Source organism: Leucobacter shiyiweii, assembly GCF_052446065.1.
Classification (GTDB): domain Bacteria; phylum Actinomycetota; class Actinomycetes; order Actinomycetales; family Microbacteriaceae; genus Leucobacter.
The window spans coordinates 2,605,844-2,631,062 of record NZ_CM127080.1 but is presented as its reverse complement, the minus strand read 5'-3'; the positions used below and the strand labels follow the sequence as shown (position 1 = coordinate 2,631,062).

Here is a 25,219-nt window from a genome sequence, read left to right as displayed (position 1 = left end):
CCACCGCTGCGTCCTGGGCGCCAAGACCAGTAATGCCCAATTCGGAGAGAGGGCCTACCCTCGACTCAGAATCTCTAGCCGCGTCGCCATTCCCAGTCCGCGTCTGGGCTGGAGCGAGCGCCGCGCGCTCGTCGCGGGCCTGCGCGAGCAGCCGACGCACCCACTCGCGGTTCTCGGGGCGAGTCGCGTCGGTGTCAGGCTCATTCGCAAAGCCAGACTCTGAGATCACTGGCAGGCGCAGTGACGGCCCGGCGGGCTCGAGGGTGATGCGACCGGTGGATCCGCGGGTGAGGCCCAGCACCGCGGCGGTGAGGCCGCCCGTATCGAAGCGTTCGGTGTCGGCGGGTGGGCGGTAGAACAGCGCACTGTCGCGCTCGCTTGGATCCCACTCTCGGTCGCGCCGCTGCGTGCGATGCGAGGAGGGGAACGGTTCGGCCGCCAGCTCGAGGGCATTGCGCAGGCTCTCGCGCTCGGCCTCGAGCGCCGCCATGCCGCGGGCCCGCGCCGGGTGTACTCCGCCGCGTGCCTCCTCGAGCGGATCGACGGGGTCGCTCGCCCCCTCAACCAGCGCGGCCAGTCGGGCGAGCGTCGATTCCGGGTCGGCGGCCTCGGCGGCGAGCGCGATCAGCGTACCGAGCGCCCCGGCAAATTCCTTCGGCGGAGTCAGCGGCAGCTGTAGGCGCACCCGGTGCCCGGCCGCGGCAAGCGCTCGGGCGAATCCATCCGCGGTTCCGGCGCGCAGCTGCAGCTCCATCGAATCGGCACCCCCGCGACGCTCGGCAAACTCCAGCGCCGCCGCCAACAGGTGCGGATCCTCGCTCGCGGCCACCACCCGTGCGGCCCCGCTCGCACTCGCACCAAGCAGCAGCTCCATCAGCCGGAGCCACTGAGCCTCCTGCGCGACGCGCCCCTCGAGCGTCGGCACGGCGAGGCCGGTGCCGAGCGACTCGATGTGCTCGCGCCCTGCAATGCCCGCGATGTCTATCGTCACCTCAAGCGGTTCCCCGCCATCCTGAGCGCGCAGCTGCGCAAAGCGGATCAGTCGCTCAGCGATACCGCGCGACTCGGGAAGTTCGGCGAGCACCGCGATACCGACGCGCACACTGTCGAAATCGGCGTCGGCAAGTGCGCGCACCAAGATCTCGGGAGCCAGAAGCGCACCGAGGTAGTTGCTGGGCACGAGCGAAATTGTCGTGTCGTGCGCTTTCGCAGCGCCGAGAACCGGCCGCAGTGCAAGCGCGGCCTCCTGCGCATCGCGATCCACCGACCAGGCGCTGCCTCCCGCTATGACCCGTGCGGGATCGATCGCGAGGTGCGTCACCTCGGGCAGGGATGCCAGCCGCACTAGGCGGTGGATCTCAGTCTCGACGCCCTCCGGCCCGAGAACGTCGTCGCCGCCGAGGGCAAGCATCGTCGTGAGACCTTCCTCGCGATAACCCGCGAGCGCCTCCCTCAACTCGCCTTTCCTGCTCCGCTTCTCCTGCTGCCCCTCGCGGGCATGGCGTGTCTCGCTGCCTTCGCCACCCGGAATCTTCGCCGCAAGCACGAGAGGCGAGACGCGATCCCGCAACCAACGTCTCGCAATCGGCAACACCGCCCAGGGCAGGCCGAGGGAGGCGATGCCGCCGGCACGCATGGCGAGCCTGTCGCGAGCGGGAAGCGAGGGAGGGAGATTGCGCGAGGCTTCTCGAAGGCCGAGCGCAGCGGTGAAGGGATCTGCGGAACCGACAACGGTCTCGAGCAGTCCGCGGGTGAACGCAAACCCCCCGGCGTCACGGCGCACGCCTTCCAGGAGGGCCGCGTCGGTTCGGGCACTTCGGGAAACTCGGGCCCTTGAAGCCTGGGCCGTTTCCTTGCCGAGCCCCGCTGACCTCGCATCCTCGCCGTCTGCATCACGTTGGCCGAGTCGCGCGAGCCACGCGTCAACTTGAGCCTCGGCCGCAGCGGCAACCCCGTCGACTTCGTCGCGATCCACACCCATACGCCCACTGTAGGGCGAGAAAAACGATTCCCCGGGCAGGGCACGCAGGAGGTGTCTTGCCCGGGGAATCTCACAGCGAACGACTACGCAAGCAGCGCCCGATCGTCGAAGCTCGCGCCCTTGATCTTCGAGAACTCTGCGAGCAGCTGCGGCACGGTGAGCTGCTGCTTCTCTTCCGCGCTCGCCTGAAACACGATGCGACCCTCGTGCATCATGATCAGCCGGTTACCCAGCTTCAGCGCCTGTTCCATGTTGTGCGTCACCATGAGGGTCGTCAGACCGCCCTGGGCGACGATGCGCTCGGTGAGGTCGGTCACGAGCGCCGCTCGCTGCGGATCAAGCGCCGCCGTGTGCTCATCGAGCAGCAGGATACGAGGCTCGGTGAAGCCCGCCATCAAGAGCGAAAGCGCCTGGCGCTGCCCGCCCGAGAGCAGGCCCACTTTCGCGGTGAGCCGATTCTCGAGGCCCAGTTCGAGCGACTTGAGCTCCTCAACGAATCGCTCGCGCCGCGACTTCGTGATGCCCAGCCCGAGGCCACGGGCCTTTCCGCGTTGCAGTGCGAGTGCGAGGTTCTGTTCGATCGTGAGATCGGGGGCAGTGCCCGCCATTGGGTCTTGAAACACCCGACCGACGTAGCGGGCTCGCTTGAATTCCTTCAGCTTCGAGACCGGGGTGCCATCGATCGAGAGCTCCCCGCTATCGATCGAGTAGCGCCCGGCTACCGCGTTGAGCAGCGTCGACTTACCGGCACCGTTCGACCCAATCACCGTCATGAAGTCGCCCTCGTCCAGTTCGAGGCTGATGTCGACGAGCGCCTTTCTCTCGTTGATGGTGCCCGGGAAGAAGGTCTTTGATATCTGATCGATCTTCAGCATGACCGCTACCTTTCTGCGCCAGGAACAGTGACACCCGTGGTTGCTGAGGCGAGCGGATCGGGTGCTGGGTCACGCGCGGGGTCTGGAGCCAGCGGTCGTCGGTTGCCGCGATCTCTCAGTGATGGGAAGCGTTTGAGGAACCCCCACCTGGGCAAGAGGAGCGCAAGGATGACCAGCACCGCGGTGATGGCTCGCATGTCGTTCGGGTTGAGTCCCGCCGAAAGCGCGAAGAACACAATGAGACGGTAGAGGATCGACCCGACCAGCACCGCGAGCGTCGCCATGAAGATGTTGCGCTGACCGAGCACCGCCTGGCCCACAATTACGGAGGCGAGACCGATGAGAATCAGTCCAATGCCCATGCTGATGTCTGCGAAGCCCTGGTACTGAGCGACGAGCGCGCCCGCGAGCCCCACGAAGCCGTTCGACAGGGCAAGCGTGAGAATCTTCATGCCATCGGTGTCGACACCGAAGCTCCGGATCATCTGTTCGTTATTGCCGGTCGCTTGGATCGAGAGGCCCAGGTCGGTGGAGAGAAACCAGTCGACGACGAGCTTCAGCGCGAAGAGAATCACTGCGAAGACGATCACCGCGAACCACGTCTTGCCAATCCACCCGGCGTCGCGCAGGGGAGTCATCAGGGTGTCTTCGCGCAGCAGCGGCACGTTGGCCTTGTCCATGATGCGGAGGTTGATCGACCACAGCGCGATCATCGTCAAGATGCCCGCGAGCAGTCCGTCGATCTTGCCTTTGGTGTGCAGTAGACCAGTGATAATGCCGGCCACGACACCCGCTGCCCCGCCCGCGAGGGTCGCGAGCAGCGGGTTCTGGCCCGACGTTATGAGGGCTGCAGCCACCGCCGCGCCGGTGGTGAAGCTCCCGTCGACGGTGAGGTCGGGAAAGTTCAACACGCGGAAGGTGAGGTACACCCCCAGCGCCATAACCCCATAGATGAGGCCGAGTTCAAGTGCGCCGATCATCGTGGTTACTCGATGACGTTCGCGGCGCGCTCGACGAGTGCGGTGGGCAACTCGACGCCGAAGCGGCTCGCGGCATCAAGGTTGACGGTGAGCTCGAGATCGTTCGAGGTCTCGACAGCCATATTCGCGGGATCAGCCCCTTCGAGAATACGTATCGCCATCTCACCGGTCTGGTAGCCGAGCTTCTCGTAATCGATGCCCACAGTCGCAGCCGCGCCGCCCTCAACATGCGTGGAGTCGGAGCCAACGACGAGGATCCCGCGCTCTTCAGCCACGCCGACGATCGAGCCGATACCTGAGGCGACGAGGTTGTCGCTCGGGGTGTAGATCGCGTCCACATCGCCCAACGCCTCCGTGGCCTGCTTCAGCTCGCCCGCGTTGGTGACGGTCTGCTCAACGACCTCCATGCCCAGGTTCTCGGCCGCCTCACGCGCCATCTCGACCTGCACCTCACTATTCACCTCGCCCGAGCCGTAGACAATGCCGATCTTCTTCGCCTCAGGGAGGATTTCAGCGATGAGGTCAATCTGGTCGGCGACCGGGCTCATGTCGCTCGTGCCGGTGACGTTACTGCCCGGGGCTTCGGTCGACTCGACAAGATCGGCGGCAACCGGGTCAGTAACCGCGGTAAAGAGCACGGGCACGTCTACGAGGTTCTGCGCCGCAGCCTGCGCCGCGGGAGTGGCCACGGCGAGCACGAGGTCGACGCCGTCGCTTGCGAAGGTCTGCGAGATGGTGGTCGCGGTAGCAACCTCAGCGTTCGCGTTCTTTTCGTCGAACTCGATGGTCTCGCCCTCAACGTAGCCGGCATCGATGAAGGCCTGCTTGAATCCCGCAGTCGCGGCGTCAAGCGCCGGGTGCTGCACAAACTGGCTAATGCCCACGGCGATCATGTCGCCGGAGTCGGTTGCGTCGCCGTTCGATGCGGCGGGGCTGCACGCGGTCAGAGCGAGTGCAGTGGTGGCAGCGAGGCCGAGGACAGTGATCGCCCGACGGCGGAAGCTGGAGTGTGACATGAGAGTTCCTTCTGACTTGAGAATGACGTTCGCGCCCTCACATCGGTCTACGCCGGCGGGTGAGTGACACGGGGCGCAAGGGGACTGCGCCGTCCGATGGATGAGCCTAACTACTCGTGCACGGGGAGTAAACCTGCATGCATTTTGGTAGTCAGATGTGACAGTAATTTCAGTAATAGCCCAGTTTCTTTGAACAAAGTGTGCAGTTTACCCAATTGGGGTCGCCTGCACGAGTAGCTGCCTTGCTCAACGGTGGATCACCTGACGGCATCGAGCATCGGCAGCGCTGCCGCCAGAACCGCTTCGTTCTCTTCCGGCGTACCGATCGTGACCCGCACCCCTTCGCCCGGGAAGCAGCGCACCGCGATTCCGCGCGCTTCAAAGCCCGCCGCAATGGCCTCGCTGTGAGCTTCAGCGGCGATCCACACGAAGTTCGCTTCAGATCGCACCGCAGGGAAGCCAAGCCCAATGAGCGATTCATACACCCGCTCGCGTTCACCGACGATGAGGTCAATACGCGCAGCGAGCTCCCCTTCCGCCTCCAATGAGGCAAGCGCGGCGAACTGCGCGAGCTGGGAAACCGCGAACGGCAAGGCCACCTTGCGCAGGTGATCGGTGACCTCTGGTCGCGCAATTGCGTAGCCGATGCGCAGGCCCGCGAGTCCGTAGGCTTTCGAGAAGGTATGCAGCACGGCCACGTTCGGGTGTTGCCGGAAGAACTCGAGACCGTCGGGCGAGCCGGGATCGCGGTCGAAGTGCACGTACGCCTCGTCAATCACAACGAGTACATTCTCGGGAACGAGATGCATGAATGCCTGGAGTTCCGCCGCCCCCACCACCGTGCCCGTCGGGTTGTTGGGATTGCAGATAAAGATGAGCCGAGTGCGTTCGGTGATCGCGCCGGCCATCGCCGCGAGATCGTGCCGCGCATCTGCGTTAAGCGGCACCTCGACCGGGACCGCCCCCGCGACCCGCGTGAGGATCGGGTACGCCTCGAAGGAGCGCCATGCGAACATCACCTCGTCGCCGGGAGCGGTAAGCGCGTGAATGAGTTGCCCGGCCACCTCGACCGAGCCAGCCCCCAGAGCGATGTTCTCGGGTGCGACATCGAAACGATCGGCGAGCGCCTGTGTGAGCGCGGGAGCAGCGAGATTCGGATAGCGGCTCACGGCACCGGGCAGGGTTGCGGCGATGCGCCGCAACACCTCCGGCAGCGGCTCGAAAGGGTTCTCATTGGACGACAGCTTGATGCTGCGCCCGGCGTCGTCTCCGGGGGCCTGTTTGCCCGGTTTATACGCGGCAACCTGGTCAAGTCCAGGGCGGAAGGTGTGCGTCACAATGCGCCAACTTTCTCTTCAGTGAGGGGCGGTGAATCGGTCGGCGATACTCTATGGAGCCGCTGGTGCAGCGTCAAACGTCACGACTATCTGTGCTCAAACTGCTCATATTGTCTATACTGTGCAACACAACGATGTGCAATATGTCTAGCGCGGAGGCCGCATGCCAATCGACAGACTCGATGCCCGACTGATCACCCTCATCAGTGAGGATGCCGGCATTTCGGTGGTTGAATGCGCCCGCAGACTCGGGGTCGCCCGGGCCACCGCGCAAGCCAGGCTCGACCGGCTACGCCGCACCGGGGTGATCTCCTCAAGCGCGCCGCGCATCGACCCCGACGCGCTCGGGTACCCGATCCGCGTGTCGTGCTCGATCCTGATCCACCAGTCCGTGGGGCATCAGAAGGTCAGTGAGGGGCTGTCGCAGATTCCCGAGCTCATTGAGCTCCACACGGTGACGGGCGATGCCGACATGATGTCGACGATCGTGGCGCGATCCACCCGTGATTTGCAGCGCGTGCTCGACCTCATGTCGAAGACGGAAGGAGTGGCTCGGGTTTCGAGTCGGTTGGTCATCGAGACGCACCTGCACGAGCGCACGCTCCCCCTCGTGCACGGCGCGGCCGGAGAGTAGGTTCGTGCCGCCGAGAGCGGCGACCGCTGCCCGCACTTCGTGTCTCGCGGTGACGAATCCGCCCCGCGTCGGCAAGATGTCTCCCGCTAAGGCCTGACCGGATCCACAGCGGCGATAGCGGCGAGAAAACGGTCATTCATCTCGGGGGCGCCCACCGTGATACGCACACCCTCGGCGCCGAACGCGCGCACGACGACCCCGTGCTTTTGCAGCGCGGCGTCGATCTCGGGGGTGCGTTCGCCCGTGCGCAGCCACAGGAAGTTGGCAAAGGAATCGGATGCGTGCCAGCCGGCATCGCGAAGCGCCGTAAGAACTCGACCGCGCTCGGCAACGATCATGTCAACACGTTTCTGCAGCTCATCTTCGGCATCGAGCGAGGCGACCGCGGCAACCTGTGCCAGGTTGGTCACTCCGAAAGGCAGGGACACGCGGCGGAGGTTCGCGGTAACCGCCTCGCGCGCCACCGCGTAGCCGACGCGAAGACCGGCGAGACCGTAGGCCTTCGAAAAGGTGTGCAGCACGGCGACGTTCTCGTGGCGGCGAAAAAAGTCGAGTCCATCCGCGGCCCCGGGAGCGGTGTTGAAGTGAGCGTACGCCTCGTCAAAAACCACGAGCACGTGCGAAGGCACCGCGGCGAGAAACTCCTCAAGTTCCGCCGCCGTCACGGACATGCCCGTTGGATTGTTCGGGCTACATACGAGGATGAGCCTCGTACGCTCGGTCACCGCCGCGGCCATCGCTGCGAAGTCGTGCCGCTCGTCGGCCTGCAGCGGGACGGGAACGGGGGCCGCACCGACGACCTGGGTCAGAATTGGGTATGCCTCGAACGACCGCCACGGGAAGATAACCTCGTCACCCTCCCCCGCCGATGACTGGATGAGCTGCATGAGCGCCTCGGTCGACCCCGCGCCGACCGAGATCTCCTCGGGCCGCACCTGCAACCGCTCGGCAATGCGGTGGACCAACGTCGATGCCCCCATGTCGGGGTAGAGGTGGAACCCTGCGAGCTCGCTCGCCACCGCCTCGCGCACCGAGTCCAGCGGCGGGTACGGGTTCTCGTTCGACGAAAGCTTCACCGCATTCGGGATCGCCTTGCCCTGAATGTAGGCGGGGAGTTTTTCGATGCCATCGCGCTGCACAACCATGCGGCAACTCTATCGATCAACCGAACCCACGAATCCCGAGGCTCGGCTGACAGGCCAGATTGGACCGCGGCAGCCATCAGAGGGCGACATTCCTCAGGTTGCTGCACTGAGTGTGAGACTGCTCTGATTAGGAGCCTGCTCCCCCAAATTCACCGGTCGCGACGAGAATGCCACGGGCGAGCACCGCGTCGCGCATCAGAAACCCAAGTACTGCGGGGGTGGCCTGTGGGTCGATGTCAATGCGATCCACACTCAGAGCGTGCACGACGAACCAATAGTGATGCACGCCCGTGCCTTCGGGGGGACCCGCGCCGATGAACTCGGCTGCCCGCATCTCATTGGGCAGGGTGAGCGCGCCTTCGGGCAACAGGCCGGAAGCCGCGCCGCCTGCGCCGCTCGGCAAGGATGTGACGCTCGCCGGGATATTCGCGACCGCCCAATGCCAGAACCCCGAACCGGTGGGGGCATCAGGGTCAAAGCAAGTCACCGCGAAACTTTGGGTCTGCGCGGGAAAGCCCGACCAGCTCAGCTGCGGCGAGCGATCGTCTCCTCCCGCATCGGCTCCGAAGACCTGGGCGGGAAGCGGCTCGCCCTCGCTGATGTCGCTGCTCGTCAGCGTGAACTCGGGTACCTGGCGCATCCCGGCATAGGGATAGAGCTCACCGCGGGAGGGACTCTGATGGGTCATGTGGGCCTCACTTCTCTTCGCGTTTCCGGTGCGACGGGCGGGTAGATGACCTTCAGCCTATGACCCTAGGGTGCCTGAGGCCAGAGGCCAGGCTCATCCAGTCGGTATACTGGAGATTCCGTGCACACCGCAGCGCGCGGGCACGTTGGGACGCGAATCGGGGTGGGAAATGTCAATCACGACAGGGTCTGAACGGGCACGCGCCACACTGGCGTATCTCCGCCGTAATATCACCACAGGCACATGGCCGGTGGGCACCCGGATCCCGATCGAGCCCGAGCTGGCCGAGCAGACGGGCGTGGGCCGATCCACTGTACGCGAAGCCGTGCGCTCACTCGCAAGCATCGGCATGCTTGAGACGCTGCCCGGCCGCGGCACCTTTGTGCGTTCGGCCGCACCCACGAGCGCGCTGCTCAACGAGTACCTCAGCGACTTCACCCTCGAAGAGATTTTGAGTTATCGCCGGGCGCTTGAGATCGAGGCTGCGCAACAAGCGGCTCTCCAGCGCACCGAGGAAGATCTTGAGGCGCTCGAGCGCGCCGCCATCGAGGAGAAGGGGTGCACCCGCTGCCCAGTCCTCATGAACGGCGGCGAAGCCGCGGCGTTCGACAGCCGATTCCACCGGCTCATCTTTGATGCGGCGAAGAACCGCCTCCTCGCGTCACTCTACGCGGGCACCAACGATCAGCTGCGCACTCCCGCCCACCGCGGGCGGCTCGCCAATGTGGCGACCGCGAGCGAAATGGAGCGAGATCACGCGCGGGTGCTCGACGCGATTCGCCGCCGCGACTTCATTGACGCCGTGCATTCGATGGCGGATCACGTCGACCACGACGTCGTCATCGTAAACGACCAACACGAGGTGGTGCCGGCCCTCGTACGTACCCCCGAGGCGCAGCAGCGCATCGACGTCGCCCGCAACGCCGAGGATCGGCGCAGCCAGAAGGTTTAGCATTGTCGGGTGTCTGAGCCCAAGATTTTGCTGTACTACGCGTTCGCCCCGATTGCCGACCCCGAAGCGGTACGCCTGTGGCAGCGAGAACTGTGTACCTCGCTTGGCCTGCGTGGCCGCATCATCGTCTCCCCGCACGGCATCAATGGCACCGTCGGCGGTGAGCTCGACGCGTGCAAGCAATACCTGCGGCGCACGCGCGAATACGGACCGTTTGCCGGGCTTGAGGTGAAGTGGAGCACTGGAACCGGGTTCGTTTCTGAGGCGGAGCGGGCCGGATCAGGTGCGGGCGCCGCGAGCGCCGGATCCGATGCCGGGTCCTCCAACACCGAGGCAATTTCTGCCGGTGCGCCAGGTGCGTCCGGTGCGTCAGGTGCGTCTCAGCGTCCGTTGCACAGTGGCCGCGGGCTCGCCGGCAAGCGGCGCCCCGCCCCTTGGAAGCAGATAGTCGACTTCCCCAAGCTCAGCGTCAAGGTGCGCGATGAACTCGTGGCATTCGGCACCGCGAGCGAGTTACGGGTCGACGCTACCGGCGTGGTAGGCGGCGGCGTGCACCTCTCGCCCGCAGCAGTCAACGAGTTGGTCGCTGCGCGCGGCGACGAGGTCGTGTTCTTCGACGGGCGTAACGCTTACGAGGCGGCGATCGGCCGCTTCAAGGGCGCCGTGGTGCCCGAGGTCGCGACGACGCACGGCTTCATCGGCGAGATCGAGCGGGGGGCGTTCGACGAGCTCAAGCATCGCCCGGTCGTCACGTACTGCACGGGCGGGATCCGCTGCGAGGTGCTGTCTGCAGCGATGCTCGAACGCGGCTTCACCGAGGTGTACCAGATCGACGGTGGCATCGTGCGCTACGGCGAGGCTTTCGGCAACGATGGCTTGTGGGAGGGGTCGCTCGCGGTGTTTGACGGCCGCGAGTCGATGGACTTTGCGCCTGGTGCCGCAGTGGTCGGCCGCTGTGCGGTGTGTGACGCGCCGTCGAACCGCCTGGTGAACTGCGCCGATCCAGCTTGCCGAGCACGCTTCGTGGCATGTGAGACGCACGCGGGCGAACGGTGCCATGAACACGGTGGATCGGCCGACGCCTCCCCCGCGGCGGTCGCCCGCGCCGTCTCGGGCTAGGCGATCCGCCCGCCTGATCTTCTTTCGCGGTTACAGCGCCTGCAGATACTCGGTGAGCCCCTGCTCGTCAGCGAAACGAGGCTCCGTGCGATTCTCGGGGCGAACACCCGTCTTGTCGCGATAGAACGCGCGCACGCGATCCATGTCGGCCACCACGTCGCCCGTGAGGTGAATTGTCTCGCCGAGACCGGCGGATTTCGTTGCTCCATCCGCGAATCCAAGTGTGACCGGGAGCCCCGCAGCCCAGGCAATACGGTAGAAGCCGCTGCGCCAGCCAGCGCCCTTGCGGGTGCCCTCGGGCGTCACAACCAGAATGAAGTGGTCGGTCTCGCTCGCGCGCAGCACGACTGCGTCGACGATGCCGGCCGCGTTCGACCGGTCGACCGGGATTCCTCCCAGAGCCCGCATGAGCGGGCCCGCGATTCCGCGAAAGAGCTCGCGCTTGCCGAGCCAGTGGATGCGCAGGCGGGCGTTCCAGGCGATAGCGAGCATCAAAAGGAAGTCGAAGTTTGAAGTATGAGGGGCGCCGATGAGGATGCGGGGTCCCGCTACCGGATGCTTTTCGCGCACGAGACGCCACCGCGAGAGAGACCAGAACACCTTGGCGATGCCTGCCCGAACCGTGACTCCAATCATCTGCCCAGCGTACTCTCGTCGGCACGGTTCGCTCTTACTGCCCTCCCCGTCGCCTCCCTCGCCTCGCGCCATCAGCCGCGCAACCCCGCACCGGGCAAGACGCGCCTTGGCCCCGCGCCTCCCCCATCGAAACCCAGCACGCGACACCTCGCCGAGTTGCCCCCCGCGCAGGCTTCGGGGCGCTTCACCCCTGCGCGAGCGTCCACTTGGCTGGGCTCCCACTCGCTTCCGCAAACGGGTTGACCGTCACGCAGGCCTCCGGGCGCTTCAACCCTGCGCGAGCGTCTACCCACGGTCCCCCTTCAGACGCTGGTCTCGCCGTCCCAGCCTCCGCGGCGCAAGGCATCGCGGATCCGCCCGCGCAATACCAATGGCTGCTGGTACTGAAGTGTCGCGGTGACGCGCACCACAGACCAACCGTTGGCGGAGTAGTCGTGATACTTCTGGATATCGCGATTCCACTGTTCGACAAGAACACGGTGGTGGTCGCCCTCGTATTCGAGCGCAAGCCGAAACTCAGGGTAGGCGAGCTCGCTACAACCGAGCAGCCGGCCATCGAGCCCACGCACATCCACGTCGAGTGACGGATCGGGAAACCCCCACTCATGCAACAGGAATCGCAGGTGGCTCTCGGGCGGCGAGGCCGACGCCGTCACGAGAAACGGCAGCGCATGACGGAGCAGGGTCACCCCGGGCCTGGCAGGTGCAGCAAGTTGCGCCAGTTCTTGCAGAGTTCCGAGCGGTAGATCATCGTATCGATCGGTGCCGGGGATGCGCGTGTGTTTCAGGACCGCGTCGCCCAGCGCTACACGATCGGGAAGCGCCAAGCGTTGGGCAAGCACGACCCAGGTGCTCGCCGGGGTGAGGGTCGGGAGACCGGTGCGCAATGTCGTTTGGACGAGATGCCGGCGGATTTGAGATCCGCGCACCGCGCTTCTGCGGATCGCGCGAGCCGGCGCGAATACGCCCACTTCGATGTCGTCGCTTCCGCCTGGAGGAATCGGAAGATCCCAGATCGCAGCAGCGGTGCGGCCGGTAAAGAATGAGCCCGCAGGCATAATCAAGGCGAACTCCTGTGCTCTGAGTCGCTGTCGGGCCACCCATGCGCGCCCCGGCGGGAGGCCTTCGATTCGCGCGCGCTCGATAGAGTTTCGCCGCCGGTACACACCGATGAACGGATGCTCGAGATCATCGCATCGCAGCCTGCCGCGGCTCACGCCGAGTGCCTGGGCTTGCTCGGTGGTGAAGACCTCGCTGAGTTCTTGTGGGAGTGCGATGCGGGGATACGGCATCACACCAGCTTGATCGGTTTGTTGTCGCATGAAACAGGTCATGCACGTTCTGTGGAGAAGTCCCCCGCTCTCCAGGCATGTGGATGAGTGGGAGCGGGATTGCACGAGCTGGGGTTCGCGTGATGCCCGAACGTTCCTGCCTTTGAACCTTCGCACTGGAGGCTGCCGCGGGCAGGCGTTGCCTGCCCTTGCCGTCGGGAACGGTGGCCAGGCGAGTCATGGAGTCACCTCAGTGGAGAGGAACCGAGCGGTCGAGCTTCCAGCGGATCATTCCGGCACCAGACCGGACACACTCACGCGACGCGCGCCCCGCAGGGACACTCTAAGATTCCCCACGTGGTGACCGGGTTCCTCCTTCGCGCTGAGGGAGTCGGGCGGACACCGACGCGGGGTTCGTGGACGCTGGACCCTGCGTCGCGGTCCACCCGATTGTGCGCGTGGCGCCCGGACCGGGTCAGGTGGGCGCTGACGCAGGGTTCAGGAATGCTCAACCCTGCGTCGCGGTCCACCTGACAGTCTGATCAGCCGCTACCAGATGGAGACGCGCGCCTCGGGCTCCATCCACAGGGCGTCGCCCGGCTTGGTGCCGTACGCCTCGTGGAAGGCATCGAGGTTCGCCACGATCTGGTTGCAGCGGAACTCATTCGGCGAGTGCGGATCGACCGTCAACAGACGCGCGGTCTCCTCGGGCCGCGACTTCTGCTGCCAGGCCTGCGCCCAGGCCAGGAAGAACCGCTCGGCACCGGTCAACCCCTCGACTACGGGCGGTTCGGTGCCATCAAGGGAGAGAAGGTATGCCTTCCAGGCGATCGCGAGACCGCCCAGGTCGCCGATGTTCTCACCGATCGTGAGTTCCCCGTTCACGGTCTTGCCGTCAGCTCCCTCGGGCGAGAGGGCGTTGTACTGATCAATGAGCGCACGAGTACGGATTTCGAACGCCGCGCGATCCGCCTCCGTCCACCAGTCGGTGAGCTTGCCGTCACCGTCATAGCGCGAACCCTGGTCGTCGAAGCCGTGCCCGATCTCGTGCCCGATCACGGCGCCGATCGCGCCGTAGTTCGCGGCAGCATCCCAGTTCGCGTCGAAGAACGGGGGCTGCAAAATGGCCGCAGGGAACACGATCTCGTTGAAACCGGGGTTGTAGTACGCGTTCACGGTCTGGGGCGTCATGAACCACTCGTCGCGATCGATGGGCTTACCCACCTTCCCGATCTCGCGCTCGAACTCCATCTCAGCCACGCGTCGCGAGTTGCCGAGCAGGTCACCCGCATCGACGACGAGCTTCGAGTAGTCGCGCCACTTCACCGGGTAGCCCACCTTGGGGGTGAATTTCTCAAGCTTCTCGAGCGCGCGCGCCTTGGTCTCCTCGCTCATCCACTCCAACTCGTGGATCGACTGCCGGTATGCCTCCACGAGGTACCCGACGAGCACGTCCATTTCGGCCTTCGACGACTCGTCGAAGTGTCGCTCGACGTAGAGCTTGCCCACGGCCTCGCCCATAGCGCCCTCGACGAAGGACACACCACGACGCCAGCGGTCACGCTGCTCGGTCGCGCCAGTGAGCGCGGTGCCGTAGAAGTCGAAGTTGGCGCGTGAGATCTCCTGTGAGAGCAGTGCGGCGGATCCACGCACGATCTGCCATACGAGCCAGGCCCGCCACGCCTCGAGTTCCTCGGGCACGAGCAGCTCGGCAAGCCCCGCGATTGCGTCGGGCTGCCCGACGACGACCTCGGAGAACGCCGATTCGGGTGCTCCCGCCGCGGCCAGGTAGGCCCGCCAATCGAGGGCAGGGGTCAGCTCCTGTAGCTCGGCGAAGGTGCGCAGGTTGTAGAGCTTCTGAATGTCGCGACTGGCGACCCGGTCCCAGTGCCCTGCGGCGATGCGGCGCTCGAGCTCGTAGCTGAGTTCGGCCAGGCGATCCGCGTCTGCGACACCCGCGAGCCCCAGCATGCGCGCGATGTGCGCGCGGTACTGCTCACGAATCTCGGCGAACTCATCCTCGCGGTAGTACGACTCGTCGGGCAGCCCCAGCCCGCCCTGCATCACGAACACGATGTAGCGGGTGGGGTCGCCGGGATCGTTGTCGATGTAGAGGCCAGCGAATCCTGAGCCGCCCTGTCGCTCGCGCTCGGCGACGAGCTGCACCAGTTCCTCGATCGAAGCGACGCCGAGCGCCTGCGCAAGGTCGGCCGCGATCGGCTGCGCCCCGAGCGCGTCGGCGCGATCCACGTCCATGAAGCTTGCGTAGAGCGCCGCGATTTTGTCGGCCTCTGTCTCGGCGGGCGCACCGGCAGCGGGCGCAGCGGTGCCCGTGATAATGTCGCGCACCGCGGCCTCGGCGTTCTCGGCGAGCACCGCAAATGAGCCGTAGCGCGCCTTATCGGAGGGAATCTCGGTACGGGCGATCCAGCGGCCATTCACGTGACGAAACAGGTCATCTTGGGGGCGGATCGCCGGGTCGAGCTCGGCGAGGTCAACGCCTGCGGGGCCGTAATTGCCGGGGGAGACGGTGTCAGCACTCATGCATTCCACACTAACGGGCGGCGCGCTCGGAGCAGCGGCGCGTTCGCTGACAGCGGGTGGATAGCTGCCCGACTACTGCGGTACTCCGAAACTGTGCCCGAGCTTGATCTGCTCCGCAGCCTCGGAGTTCATGAAGTCGAGCACCGCATGCGCGGCCGCGGGGTCCACTGCGGTCTGCGCGACGGCTCCCGAAAACACGGTGTCGATCGCGCAGTCGGCCGGGAGCACCCCGAGGATGCGCACACCCGATTGCCCGACGAGCTCGCTCAACTGCTGGAAGCCCAGATCGACCTCGCCATCGGCGAGCAACTTCGCAACAGGGATTCCCGGACGTGCCTGCACCAGGCGATCGCCGACCGCCGCGGTGAGCCCCCAGTCATCGATCATCTGCACGAGCGCGGTTCCACTGGGCCCTGTCGAGTACCCGACACGGGTGGCGGCCTGCAGCGCCTGACGCACGCCGGCGGCGTCGGCGAACGCGACTCCCTCGGGGCGGGTCGCGGGCTCGGTCGAGCCCGACGGCACGGCCACGGCAACCTGGGACAGCACGAGGGGCCGCACGGTCGAGGGATCCACCTGCCCGTCTCCGGCGAGACGACTCAACGCGTCGGAGGCGAGGAAGACGAGGTCGACCTGCTCCCCCGCGGCGACGCGCTTCGCGGCGTCGACACCGCCGACCGATTCAATCTCGACCTCGGGCAGCCCGGTCTGTGCCGCCGCGGCGGCTACATCGGCGAGCACGTGACGCGTCGCCATCGACGAGATGGCTTTCATGCCGCGTCCTCGAACGTCTCGGAGTCAACCTCGGAGTTGCCGACCGGGTTGTAACGGGGACCCGATACTGTCGCCTGTGAGATCAGCTCACCCGCCTGTGCCAGCAGCGCGGGGTCAACCACCAGGTCAAGCGCCGCAGCGTTCTCGCGCATATGCTCGATGTTCGTCGTGCCGGGGATCGGGATCACGTGCTCGCCTTGCGACAGGAGCCACGCGAGCGCGAGTTGCGCGGGCGCGCAGCCAGCCGCGAGGGCAAGCGCGTGCCACCGCGGCAGCAGCGCGGCGTTGCTGGGCCAGTGCTCGGGCTGGAAACGGGGCATCGCCCGGCGAATGTCTTTCGGCGCGAGCGAGCCTGGGTCGCTCATGCCGTCGGCAAGGAATCCGCGAGCCACCGGAGAGAATGCGACGAGAGCGACCCCGTCGGCGCGGGTGGCCTCGAGCATTCCGAGTTCGGGGTTACGGGTCCACAGCGAGTACTCGTTCTGCACGGCGGCGATGGGCGCGACCGCCTGCGCCTCGCGCAACCGAGCCACCGACACCTCGGAGAGTCCAATCGCACCGATCTTTCCGGCGCTCTTTGCCTCGGCTAGTGCGCCGACGCTCTCGCCGATCGGCACCTGCTTATCCCATCGGTGCAGGTAGTACAGGTCGATGTGGTCGACCCGGAGCCGGCGCAGCGACTCGTCAATCTGCGTGCGCAGGGTCTTTGGGCGGCCGTCGATCACCTTGACACCAGCGACCATCGACATGCCACCTTTGCTCGCAAGCACAACCTCATCGCGACGTCCGGCAATCGCGCGGCCCACGAGTTCCTCGTTCCGACCGCCACCGTACAGTGTGGCCGTATCGAACAGTTCAACCCCGGCGTCGAGCGCCCCACGCAGCAGCACCAGACCTTCGGCCTCGGCTGGGGGCACGCCGTACGCATGGCTGAGCGACATGCAACCGAGGCCGAGACGGGGCAACCTCACGCGAGCTGTTCCTCGAGCATGCCGAGCACGCGGTAGCAGTCGAGCACCTGACGAATTGACGAGTTCGGCTCGCGCCCCTCACGAATAGCCGCGATGAACTCGCGATCCTGCAGCTCGATGCCGTTCATACTGACCGCCACATTCGTGACGTCGATCTGCTGCTCGTTCCCGTCGTACAGATCGTCGTAGCGCGCGACATAGGTCGCGGTGTCGCCGATGTATCGGAAGAAGGTGCCAAACGGCCCCTCGTTATTGAACGAGAGCGAGAGCGTGCAGATCGCCCCGGTTTCACTCTTCAGCTGGATCGACATATCCATCGCGATGCCCAACTCGGGGTGGATCGGGCCCTGAATGGCGTTCGCCTGCACGATCTTGCCCGCCTGATAGGCGAACAGATCCACCGTGTGCGCAGCGTGATGCCACAGCAGGTGATCGGTCCAGGAGCGCGGCTCACCCTTGGCGTTCGTGTTCGAGCGGCGGAAGAAGTACGTCTGCACGTCCATCTGCTGCACGTTGAACTCGCCCGCCGTAATTCGGTTGCGCACGAGCTGATGCGAAGGATTGAATCGACGCGTGTGGCCGACCATCGCGATCTTGCCCGACGCTTCTGCAGCCTCGGCAGCGGCGAACGCCGCCTCAGCATCGGCAAACGAATCAGCCAGTGGGATCTCGACCTGCACGTGTTTTCCCGCAGCAAGGACCGCCTGCGTTTGCGAGGCGTGCAGGCCCGTCGGAGTCGCGAGGATCACGGCATCGACGTCGTCACGCTCGAGCACCGCGTCCAGGCCTACGACGGCGGTCGCAACGCCGTACTGCGCGGCGACGGCGTCGGCCTTCTCCTGCGAGGTGGCGCTCACCACGGTCACCACCGCATCCTTGATGTTCTTCAGTCCGTCGAGGTGCTTCATGCCGAAGGCGCCTGCCGCGCCGACGACGGCGATCCGTACCTTGTCACTGCTCATGCGTGTGTCTTTCTGCTGGGTCGAAATGGGGAGCGTGCGGATGCCGATTACGCGGAAGGGTTGGAGATCACGAGGTGACCCACCGCGGTGTTCGATGCCGGCACGTGGTAGAACCGGTGATCCACCGACGGAGCCTCGCCGCCGAACTGGTCGTCCATGGCACCGCGGGCGATGAGCCAGTCAACCAGCTCAATACCCTCAGAACCCGCCTCGTCAACGTACTCCATATGCGGCCACTCGGTCAGCCCCAGCGGGTCGGCGATGAGGTGATCAAGGAACGCGTTGTCCCACTCCTCGTTGATGAGGCCCGCGCGCGGGCCCTGCAGTTGGTGGCTCATACCGCCGGTACCCCAGATCTGCACATTGAGCGGCTCGCCGTCCCACTTGTCGAGCGCGCGGCGCAGTGCCCGTCCGAGCTCGTAGCAGCGGCGGCCCGAAGGCACCGGGTACTGCACGACGTTGACCGCGAGCGGGATGACCTTGCACGGCCATTCCTCAACGTCACCAAATACGAGCGAGAGCGGCACGGTCAGGCCGTGATCCACCACCATCTCGTTGACAAGGGTGAGATCGAAGTCATCCTGGATCACGGACTGCGCGATGTGAGCGGCGAATTCGGGGTGGCCCTGCACATCGGGCACCGGACGGGGACCGTAGCCCTCGTCGGCGACGGGGTACTCGGCGCCGGTGCCCAGCACAAAGGTCGGGATGATCGAGGAGTCAAACGCGGTGGCGTGATCGTTGTACACCAGGATCACGACGTCGGGAGTGTTCTCCTTCGCCCACTTGCGGGTCCAGTCGTAGCCGGAGAAGACCTTTTTCCAATACGGCTCCTCGGTCTTGCCGAGGTCCATAGCCGCACCGATCGCGGGCACGTGCGAGGTGAAGAGCGCCGAGGTGAACTTCGCCGGCGCGTCGGGGCGCATGACCTCGGACTTTTCGGTTGACGGCGGGGTCCACCCGTCGAGATCCTTCAGCCGCACGCCCTCGGGCCGCCGACCGCCACCGATCATCATGTCACGGTAGGCGGCCTCGCTCATGCCGGTCATTGAGCCGGCCATTTGCTGGAAGCTGAGGCCGTGCGTAGCACCGATCTTGCTCAGGAAGTAGATGTTGCCGCCCTCGGCCATCATGGCGTTGAGATCCATGTCGAGCACCGCCTGGCGCTGCGCGGGGCTGAGCGGCCACTCGTCGAGGTAGGCCTCGCGGTCGGCGAGGTAGCGCTCACGGTTCTCGGGCTTCATGAGCGACATCGAGAACTGGTTGAGGTGATAGCCCTTTCGGGCTTGCTCCGCATCGAAGATTATCGTGCCGGGGACGTCCTTGTACGGCTTGTCGAGTGCCATGTCATGCTCCTTCGGGCCAGTAGAGGCGGGTGGGGTTATCGACGAGCAGCTTGTGCTGCAGTTCGGGGGTGGGTGCAATGTGCGGGATGAAGTCGACCAGCAGCCCGTCGTCGGGCATGTGATCCTTCAGGTTCGGGTGCGGCCAATCGGTGCCCCAGAGCACCCGATCGGGAAACTCCTCCACGACGCGACGCGCGAACGGCACGACGTCGGTGTACGCGTTCTGCTCGCCGCCCAGGGCTCGCGGGCCGCTGGTCGAGAGTCGCTCGGGGCAGGAGACCTTGGTCCAGACGTTCGGGTTCTCCCGCATGAAGCGCAGGAACAACTCAAACTCGGGACCGTTCGGGTCTTTGGTCACGTCGGGGCGACCCATATGGTCGACGACGAGGTCGGTGGGGATCGCCGAGAAGAAGTCGTACAGTTCGGGCAGGTCCTCGGCCTCGAAGTAGATGACCACGTGCCAGCCGAGCGGGGCGATTTTTGCGACGATCTCGTCGAGTGACTCGGTCGGCACGCGGTCCACCAGCCGCTTCACGAAGTTGAAGCGCACACCCCTCACGCCGGCTGCGTGCAACTCGGCGAGCTCTTCACCGGTGACGTCACGGCGCACCGTGGCGACACCGCGCGCGCGGCCCTGGCTGCGCCGCAGTGCGTCGACGAGGGCTCGGTTATCAGCGCCGTGGCAGGTGGCCTGCACGATGACATTGCGCTCGAAGCCGAGTCGGTCGCGCAGCGCAAACAGTTGCTCGGCCGAGGCATCGCACGGCGTGTACTTGCGCTCCGGCGCGTACGGAAACTGCTCGCCCGGACCGAACACGTGGCAGTGCGCATCAACTGCCCCTGCGGGCACCCGAAAGGTGGGAGTCGTGGGCCCGTCGTACCAGTCAAGCCAGCCGGGCGACTTCTCGAAGCCGCCACTCGTGTCGCCGTGAGCCATGGTGTTCAGTCCTCCACGTACTCAAGGCCAGCCTTGGCCAGCGGCTCGCGCATGTTGTAGATGTCGAGCCCGAGCACGCCCTCGCGGAACTGCTGACGCTTGGCCTCTTCGTTGTCTTCGCGCTTCTGGCTGGCATCGGCGACCGCGCCGACGAGCTCCCGCGGAACGACCACAACACCGTCGACGTCGGCAACCACCACGTCACCCGGGTTCACGACCACGTTGGCCACGACGACCTGCACGTTGACCGAACCGAGGGTCGCCTTGACGGTGCCCTTCGAGTTGATCGCTCGGGAGAAAACCGGGAACCCCATCTTCTCGAGGTCGGCGACGTCGCGCACGCCGCCGTCAATGACCAGGCCGTTGCAGCCGCGTGCGGTGAGCGAGGTGGCAAGCAGATCCCCAAAGAATCCGTCTTCGCTCTCGGTAGTGCATCCGGCGACGACCACGTCACCCTCCTGCACCTGCTCGGCGGCGACGTGGAACATCCAGTTGTCACCTGGCTGCAGCAGCACCGTCACGGCCGGGCCACAGAGTTTGGCACCGGTGTAGACAGGCCGAATGTACGGGCGCATGAGGCCCACACGCCCCATCGCTTCGTGGATCGTGGCGACGCCGAACTGTGAGAGGAGGGCAACGTCTTCTGGGTCCGGGCGCTCGATGGTGGTGTGGACGATGCCGAGATTGTTGAGGCGCAAGATCTTCTCCGTGTCTGGTTCTCAGGTAAGGAAGGCTGTGGCGGTGGATCAGAGTCCGCGGGCAGTGAGTGCGCGGTCGACGCGCGGGTAGATGCGGCGGGCGTTGCCTTCGAAGACCTGCTGGCGCTGCTCGTCGGTCAGGTTCGGCGTCGCGTCGACGTAGCGCTTCGTGTCATCGAAGTAGTGGCCGGTGCGCGGGTCGATGTCGCGTACGGCACCGATCATCTCGCTGGCGAACAGGATGTTGTCGACGGGAATCACCGAGGTGAGGAGGTCGATGCCCGGCTGGTGATACACGCAGGTGTCGAAGAACACGTTGCCGAGCAGGTGCTCTTCAAGCTCGGGCTTACCGAGCGCCATCGCGAGGCCACGGAATCGACCCCAGTGGTAGGGAGCTGCGCCGCCGCCGTGCGGAATGACGAGCTTCAGATCGGGGAAGTCGCGAAACAGGTCACCCTTCAGGAGCTGCATGAAGGCGGTTGTGTCGGCGTTGAGATAGTGGTCGCCGGTGGTGTGGAATACCGACTTGCACGAGGTGCTGACGTGGATCATGGCCGGAAGCTCGTACTCGACGAGCTTCTCGTAGATCGGATACCAGGAACGATCGGTGAGGGCCGGTGCCGTCCATTTGCCGCCCGACGGGTCGGGGTTCAGGTTCACGGTAACCGCGCCGAGCTCTTCTACCGCGCGAGTGAGTTCTGCGAGAACGGTCTTGGGATCCGCATCCGGAGACTGGGGCAGCATCGCGCCGGGCAGAAAGCGGTCGGGGAAGAGCTCGCTCACCCGTGCGCACAGGTCGTTACAGATGCGGGCCCAGGTCTCTGAGACCTCGAGATCTCCAATGTGGTGCGCCATAAATGAGGCGCGCGGGCTGAAGACGGTCACGTCGCTGCCGCGGTCGTTCATGAGGCGCAGCTGATTTGCTTCGATGGTTTCCCGGATATCGTCGTCGCTGATGTGGAGCGCGGCGGGATCGGGGGCTTCGCCATCTCCGTTGGCGAAGGCGATCTGCAGGTCACGCCAAGCCCCGAGCTGCGTGGGGGCGGTGGTGTAGTGGCCGTGGATGTCGATGATCAACGTGTGGCGTCCTTGTCAGTGAGGTACGGGGTGGCGGAGCATCGGAGCCCGTGAGCGGGCGACGCTGCCGAATGCGGTTGTTCACGACTCTAAGCGGGTTCGCGAGTATGGTCCAATAGATATACTGCTCGCACCCCATAGATATGATCGATGCATGGCTCTCCCCGACCTGAACCAGCTGCGGACCTTCGTCGTGCTCTATGAAATGCGCAGTCTCACCGCCACCGCTGACCGCCTGCACGTCACCCAGCCGACCGTCAGCTACACCCTCGCTCGGCTACGCGAACGGTTTAGCGATGATCTGTTCAGGCGGGAAGGGCACGTCATGGTTCCGACGGCACGGGCCACCCAACTATTCGGTCCGCTGCACGAAGCGCTTGCCCAGATCGACGCCGTCGTCAGTGTTCCCGATGATTTTGATCCTGCGCGCTTCACGGGCGAGCTGACACTCGGGCTCACCTCGATCGGCGAGCAGACATTCCTGCCCCCGATCATGGCAGCGCTTGCCCGGGAGGCCGCCGGCCCCCACCTGCAAGTGGAGCGGCTCGACGCCAATCAGGTCGAGGACGGGTTGATACGCGGCACGATCGATTTGGCCATGACTGTTTCAAGCATTGGCACCCCCAGCCTGTGGCGCACCCGGGTGCGCGCGGTTGAGTACGTCGCGCTTTCTGCGGACTCGCACCCACTGCCCCACACCTCTCCCAGCATGTTCGAGGGTCGCCGATTCGTTCGTGTCTCGGCCCGCGGCGGCCACGTATTTCCGCTGCGCGCGTTGTCTGAGCACGGCTTGCTCCCTCAGGTCGCGCTCACGGTCGAGGAGTACGCGACCGTGCCGGCCGTGCTCGAGGCGACCGACCTGGTCGTGCTGCTCCCGCGGCACGTCGCCGAGGTGTTCTGCGGCTGGTTTCCTCGACTGCAGATTGCTGAGCTGCCCTGGCCGGGCCAGAGCACGCCCGTCTCCCTCTATACGCGTCGCGAGGCGAGCCTGTCTCCCGCGCAGAAGTGGTTCCGCTCGCTCGTGTTGGGCGCGGTCTCCGACGGTATCGAACTCTCCGAGCAGTTGGGCCAGATCGGCCACGCTGACTAACGGCTCGGGCGGTTCCAGCTGGCTTTGGCTGGCGTGAGTGGGCTGCGCACGTGGATCGCCCAGGTCGAGTGCGGGTGGATCGACAGAATCGCACGTTCCCACCAAGCCCTGGCCTCATCCGAAAGCTTGGGGAACACGGCATCCTTGTCGACTTCATCTTCCGGTCGCGGACGCAGCGCCTTCCACACCAGCTGTACCTCCGGGGCACCGGTCGGGATGCCGTCGATGTCGAGTACGGCCCGATCCCACGGTAGCTGCAGACGTGGGTCGCGCCGGTACAGCCAGGTGCGAGGAATGCCGTCTTCCACGTTGATCTGCAGCACCCAGGCGCCAGTCTCCTCGTCGAGGATGCGCACCGGCTGCAGGTCAGCGTCTTCGGCCGCATCGGACCACGGCATCACCGCGTCTTCGCCGCGCGGAACCCACGGACTGTAGCGTGCCGGGAGCGCTTCGATCAGTTGTGAAATATCGGCCGGGATGGTACTTACATCCATGTTCGGACGATTGCGGATCGCCTCACCCAGCCAGCGATCGAGAGCGGCCCCGCCCGAGAGCCACCAGCGCGCCGACGTGCCCTTCAGCAACTCGGCGACACGCTCGGGCGTCAGTGGCTCCCAGTGTGTTTCGAGAGTCGGTGCGGATGTCATGCAGCAAGCGTACCCGCCACCTCCCGTCGATCCATTTCACCCTCGCACTCTGACCCCCGCAACCCAGGCACCCCAGGCACCCCAGGCACCCCGGCAACCGATCTATCTCGCTTTCTCTCTGTCCGTTCCTTCGTTCCCGCTCAAGATCAGTGAGGCGCGCGCTACCGTGGTGAGCATGCCCACCACAGTGGATCGCCGCAGCATCGACCGCCGCATCGCTTCACTCGCAGTACCGGCGCTCGGTGCGCTCGTCGCCGAGCCACTGTTCCTGGTGGTCGACACCGCCCTTGTCGGACATCTTGGCGCGATTCCGCTGGCGGGGCTCGCCATCGCGGCAGCGGTGCTACAGACCGCAGTCGGGCTCATGGTGTTTCTCGCCTACGCGACGACCCCGCTCGTGGCGCGTCGCCGAGGCGCGGGCGACCTGCGCGGCGCCGTGCAGGCGGGGGTCGACGGGTTATGGCTCGCGGGCGGCATCGGCATCGTGCTCGCTGTGGGATTGTGGGCGGCGAGCACGCCGGTCGTGCATGTGTTTACTCGAGACCCCGAGGTCGTGGATCAGGCCACCACCTACCTCGCAATCTCATGCGCGGGGCTGCCCGCCATGCTCGTAGTGTTCGCGGCGACGGGCCTGCTGCGCGGCCTGCAAGACACGCGCACGCCACTGTATGTGGCGGGCATTGGGTTCACCGCGAACGCCCTGCTGAATTGGGTGTTTATTTACGGGCTCGGCTGGGGTATCGCGGGCAGCGCCTGGGGCACGGTAGCGGCGCAGTGGGGCATGGTCGCCGTGTACGTCGTAGTTGTGGCGCGACACGCTCGCACTCACGGCGCCACCGCGTGGCCGCAACGAGCTGGTCTCCGGCACGCCGGCCGCAGCGGAAGCTGGCTGTTCATCCGCACGATCGGACTGCGCGCCGCGCTGCTGCTCACCGTCGGGGCAGCGGCAGCCCAGGGCACGGTCGCAACCGCCGGCTACCAGGTGGTCTTCATCCTGTTTTCGACCGCAGCCTTCGCCCTCGATGCCCTCGCAATCGCCGCGCAAGCTCTGGTCGGCGACGCGCTCGGCGCACGCAACCCCGGGCGAACGCGGGCCATCCTGCGCCGCACGGTGTTCTGGGGCCTCGCCAGCGGCACGGTTATCGGCGCGCTGCTCGCGGCCCTCAGCCCCATCGTCGGTCGCATTTTCACGAACGACCCCGCGGTGTTGGCCGCGCTTCCACCCTCGATCCTCGTGCTCGGGGTTTCGCTCCCGCTCGGCGGGTTCGTGTTTGTGCTCGACGGGGTGCTGATGGGCGCGGGTGACGCACGCTACCTCGCCTGGACCAGTCTCGTGAACCTCGCCGCCTACCTGCCGGTGCTCTGGGTCATCACGCAGCTCGCGCCCCCGGGGCCGCCCGGGCTGGCGCTCCTCACCGCCGCTTTCACTCTCGCATTCATGTGCGCGCGAGCGGTCACCCTCGGTCTGCGAGTGCGCAGCGAGCGGTGGGTGGTGCTCGGCGTATAGCGCCCTGGCGACGCGGCCACGAGGGTGGATCG

General features: G+C 65.8%; 22 protein-coding genes and 1 pseudogene. 5 read left to right on the top strand and 18 right to left on the bottom strand.

Going from position 1 to position 25,219, the window contains the following annotated elements; translation table 11 throughout:
* Window positions 1-706: 706 nt before the first annotated feature.
* The 5 genes and pseudogenes from ACTNFJ_RS12260 to hisC (ACTNFJ_RS12240) all read right to left on the bottom strand — a co-directional run.
* Window positions 707-1,411: pseudogene (locus tag ACTNFJ_RS12260) on the bottom strand (hypothetical protein); the annotation flags it as partial.
* A gap of 653 nt (window positions 1,412-2,064) precedes the next feature.
* Window positions 2,065-2,856: an ABC transporter ATP-binding protein gene (locus ACTNFJ_RS12255; RefSeq protein WP_435906836.1), complete on the bottom strand. Its 792-nt coding sequence runs from the start codon at window positions 2,854-2,856 to the stop codon at window positions 2,065-2,067.
* A gap of 5 nt (window positions 2,857-2,861) precedes the next feature.
* Complete coding sequence (locus ACTNFJ_RS12250) at window positions 2,862-3,836, bottom strand: ABC transporter permease (protein WP_435906837.1); 975 nt, start codon at window positions 3,834-3,836, stop codon at window positions 2,862-2,864.
* 5 nt (window positions 3,837-3,841) lie between these two features.
* Window positions 3,842-4,852 (bottom strand): ABC transporter substrate-binding protein, encoded by a 1,011-nt coding sequence (locus tag ACTNFJ_RS12245; RefSeq protein ID WP_435906838.1) that lies wholly within the window; start codon window positions 4,850-4,852, stop codon window positions 3,842-3,844.
* Between the two features lie 257 nt (window positions 4,853-5,109).
* The gene (gene hisC, locus ACTNFJ_RS12240) at window positions 5,110-6,189 is read right to left on the bottom strand and encodes a histidinol-phosphate transaminase (RefSeq protein WP_435906839.1); all 1,080 of its coding nucleotides are present in this window, start codon (window positions 6,187-6,189) and stop codon (window positions 5,110-5,112) included.
* A 163-nt stretch (window positions 6,190-6,352) separates the two neighbouring features.
* Here hisC (ACTNFJ_RS12240) and ACTNFJ_RS12235 point away from each other — a divergent pair, with 163 nt between their 5' ends.
* Window positions 6,353-6,823 (top strand): Lrp/AsnC family transcriptional regulator, encoded by a 471-nt coding sequence (locus tag ACTNFJ_RS12235; protein WP_435906840.1) that lies wholly within the window; start codon window positions 6,353-6,355, stop codon window positions 6,821-6,823.
* An 86-nt stretch (window positions 6,824-6,909) separates the two neighbouring features.
* On the opposite strand, the gene hisC (ACTNFJ_RS12230) is transcribed toward ACTNFJ_RS12235, so the two are convergent.
* Together hisC (ACTNFJ_RS12230) and ACTNFJ_RS12225 are read right to left on the bottom strand one after the other, a co-directional pair.
* Entirely contained in the window at window positions 6,910-7,968 is a 1,059-nt protein-coding gene (gene hisC, locus ACTNFJ_RS12230) for a histidinol-phosphate transaminase (protein WP_435906841.1), read from the bottom strand.
* 127 nt (window positions 7,969-8,095) lie between these two features.
* Window positions 8,096-8,656, bottom strand: a complete 561-nt coding sequence (locus tag ACTNFJ_RS12225) for a YbhB/YbcL family Raf kinase inhibitor-like protein (protein WP_435906842.1) — start codon at window positions 8,654-8,656, stop codon at window positions 8,096-8,098.
* A 169-nt stretch (window positions 8,657-8,825) separates the two neighbouring features.
* Between ACTNFJ_RS12225 and ACTNFJ_RS12220 the strand changes: the two genes are divergently transcribed.
* Window positions 8,826-9,608: a FadR/GntR family transcriptional regulator gene (locus ACTNFJ_RS12220; protein ID WP_435906843.1), complete on the top strand. Its 783-nt coding sequence runs from the start codon at window positions 8,826-8,828 to the stop codon at window positions 9,606-9,608.
* Window positions 9,609-9,617: 9 nt separating this feature from the next.
* Window positions 9,618-10,727 (top strand): tRNA uridine(34) hydroxylase, encoded by a 1,110-nt coding sequence (locus tag ACTNFJ_RS12215; RefSeq protein ID WP_435906844.1) that lies wholly within the window; start codon window positions 9,618-9,620, stop codon window positions 10,725-10,727.
* 30 nt (window positions 10,728-10,757) lie between these two features.
* On the opposite strand, the gene ACTNFJ_RS12210 is transcribed toward ACTNFJ_RS12215, so the two are convergent.
* From ACTNFJ_RS12210 to ACTNFJ_RS12165, 10 genes are all read right to left on the bottom strand, one after another.
* Window positions 10,758-11,363, bottom strand: coding sequence for a 1-acyl-sn-glycerol-3-phosphate acyltransferase (locus ACTNFJ_RS12210; protein ID WP_435906845.1), 606 nt, complete (start codon window positions 11,361-11,363; stop codon window positions 10,758-10,760).
* Between the two features lie 302 nt (window positions 11,364-11,665).
* Window positions 11,666-12,685 carry a putative endonuclease domain-containing protein gene (locus tag ACTNFJ_RS12205; RefSeq protein WP_444711779.1) on the bottom strand — a complete coding sequence of 340 codons (1,020 nt, stop codon included), beginning with the start codon at window positions 12,683-12,685 and terminating at the stop codon, window positions 11,666-11,668.
* A 498-nt stretch (window positions 12,686-13,183) separates the two neighbouring features.
* Window positions 13,184-15,178, bottom strand: coding sequence for a M13 family metallopeptidase (locus ACTNFJ_RS12200; RefSeq protein ID WP_435906847.1), 1,995 nt, complete (start codon window positions 15,176-15,178; stop codon window positions 13,184-13,186).
* Between the two features lie 72 nt (window positions 15,179-15,250).
* Window positions 15,251-15,952: a substrate-binding domain-containing protein gene (locus ACTNFJ_RS12195; RefSeq protein WP_435906848.1), complete on the bottom strand. Its 702-nt coding sequence runs from the start codon at window positions 15,950-15,952 to the stop codon at window positions 15,251-15,253.
* Window positions 15,949-16,923, bottom strand: a complete 975-nt coding sequence (locus tag ACTNFJ_RS12190; RefSeq protein WP_435906849.1) for an aldo/keto reductase — start codon at window positions 16,921-16,923, stop codon at window positions 15,949-15,951. Before ACTNFJ_RS12190 ends, ACTNFJ_RS12195 begins: the two co-directional genes overlap by 4 nt.
* Entirely contained in the window at window positions 16,920-17,885 is a 966-nt protein-coding gene (locus ACTNFJ_RS12185; RefSeq protein ID WP_435906850.1) for a Gfo/Idh/MocA family oxidoreductase, read from the bottom strand. Before ACTNFJ_RS12185 ends, ACTNFJ_RS12190 begins: the two co-directional genes overlap by 4 nt.
* A gap of 47 nt (window positions 17,886-17,932) precedes the next feature.
* A complete protein-coding gene (locus tag ACTNFJ_RS12180; RefSeq protein WP_435906851.1) occupies window positions 17,933-19,231 on the bottom strand; it encodes a protocatechuate 4,5-dioxygenase subunit alpha/beta in 1,299 nt (432 codons plus the stop codon).
* A gap of 1 nt (window position 19,232) precedes the next feature.
* Window positions 19,233-20,168: an amidohydrolase family protein gene (locus tag ACTNFJ_RS12175; RefSeq protein ID WP_435906852.1), complete on the bottom strand. Its 936-nt coding sequence runs from the start codon at window positions 20,166-20,168 to the stop codon at window positions 19,233-19,235.
* 5 nt (window positions 20,169-20,173) lie between these two features.
* Complete coding sequence (ligK, locus tag ACTNFJ_RS12170) at window positions 20,174-20,866, bottom strand: 4-carboxy-4-hydroxy-2-oxoadipate aldolase/oxaloacetate decarboxylase (RefSeq protein ID WP_435906853.1); 693 nt, start codon at window positions 20,864-20,866, stop codon at window positions 20,174-20,176.
* Between the two features lie 48 nt (window positions 20,867-20,914).
* Window positions 20,915-21,943, bottom strand: coding sequence for an amidohydrolase family protein (locus ACTNFJ_RS12165; RefSeq protein WP_435906854.1), 1,029 nt, complete (start codon window positions 21,941-21,943; stop codon window positions 20,915-20,917).
* Between the two features lie 154 nt (window positions 21,944-22,097).
* On the opposite strand from ACTNFJ_RS12165, the gene ACTNFJ_RS12160 reads away from it, so the two are divergent.
* A complete protein-coding gene (locus ACTNFJ_RS12160; protein ID WP_435906855.1) occupies window positions 22,098-23,033 on the top strand; it encodes a LysR family transcriptional regulator in 936 nt (311 codons plus the stop codon).
* On the opposite strand, the gene ACTNFJ_RS12155 is transcribed toward ACTNFJ_RS12160, so the two are convergent.
* Complete coding sequence (locus ACTNFJ_RS12155; protein ID WP_435906856.1) at window positions 23,030-23,680, bottom strand: hypothetical protein; 651 nt, start codon at window positions 23,678-23,680, stop codon at window positions 23,030-23,032. The genes ACTNFJ_RS12160 and ACTNFJ_RS12155 overlap by 4 nt on opposite strands.
* 175 nt (window positions 23,681-23,855) lie before the next feature.
* On the opposite strand from ACTNFJ_RS12155, the gene ACTNFJ_RS12150 reads away from it, so the two are divergent.
* Complete coding sequence (locus tag ACTNFJ_RS12150) at window positions 23,856-25,187, top strand: MATE family efflux transporter (RefSeq protein WP_435906857.1); 1,332 nt, start codon at window positions 23,856-23,858, stop codon at window positions 25,185-25,187.
* The last annotated feature ends 32 nt before the right edge of the window (window positions 25,188-25,219 follow it).